This is a genomic window from Lagierella sp. ICN-221743 (genome assembly GCF_037890055.1).
Lineage (GTDB): Bacteria > Bacillota > Clostridia > Tissierellales > Peptoniphilaceae > Mediannikoviicoccus.
In genome coordinates, this window is record NZ_JBBKBD010000054.1 from 1 (window position 1) to 1,155 (window position 1,155).

Annotated in this window: 1 protein-coding gene; it reads left to right on the top strand. The window is 40.0% G+C overall.

Annotated elements, in window-relative coordinates:
• On the top strand, nucleotides 1-1,146 hold a 1,146-nt coding region (tuf, locus tag WKS98_RS09915; protein WP_498918940.1), incomplete at its 5' end, for an elongation factor Tu.
• Nucleotides 1,147-1,155 lie beyond the last annotated feature (9 nt).

The following is a 1,155-nucleotide window of genomic DNA, read 5'->3' on the forward strand; positions in this document are numbered from 1 at the left end:
ACAATAGGCCACGTTGACCACGGTAAAACAACATTAACAGCAGCAATCACATACGTATTAAACAAGAGATTCGGATCAGGAGAATTCGTTGACTATGCACACATAGACAAGGCTCCAGAAGAAAGAGAAAGAGGAATCACAATCTCAACATCTCACGTAGAATACGAAACAGAAAAAAGACACTATGCACACGTTGACTGTCCAGGTCACGCTGACTATGTAAAGAACATGATTACAGGAGCAGCACAAATGGACGGAGCTATCTTAGTAGTATCAGCAGCAGACGGTCCAATGCCACAAACAAGAGAACACATTCTACTAGGAAGACAAGTAGGAATTCCTAAAATAATAGTATTCCTAAACAAAGAAGACCAAGTAGACGATCCAGAACTAATCGAATTAGTAGAAATGGAAGTTAGAGACCTACTATCAGAATACGACTACGACGGAGACAACACACCAATCGTAGTAGGATCAGCACTAAAAGCATTAGAAGATCCAGACGGAGAATGGGGAGACAAAATCGTTGAACTAATGAACGAAGTAGACGAATACATCCCACAACCAGAAAGAGACACAGACCTACCATTCCTAATGCCAGTAGAAGACATCTTCTCAATAACAGGAAGAGGAACAGTAGCAACTGGAAGAATCGAAAGAGGAACCCTAAAAGTAGGAGACAACGTAGAAATCGTAGGACTAACAGAAGAAAAGAGAACAGTAGTAGTAACAGGAGTAGAAATGTTCAAGAAGCTTCTAGACCAAGCAGAAGCAGGAGATAACATCGGAGCACTACTAAGAGGAGTTCAAAGAGAAGAAATCGAAAGAGGACAAGTATTAGCAGCTCCAGGAACAATTCACCCACACACAAAGTTCGAAGCAGAAGTGTACGTACTAACAAAAGATGAAGGTGGAAGACATACACCATTCTTCTCAGGATACAGACCACAATTCTTCTTTAGAACAACAGACGTAACAGGAGATATTCAATTAGAAGAAGGCGTAGAAATGGTAATGCCAGGAGATAACGCAAAATTCAAAATCGAATTAATCACACCAATCGCTATAGAAGAAGGACTACGTTTTGCAATCAGAGAAGGTGGTAGAACAGTAGGAGCAGGTGTTGTTTCAAAAATAATTGAATAATTAAATTTA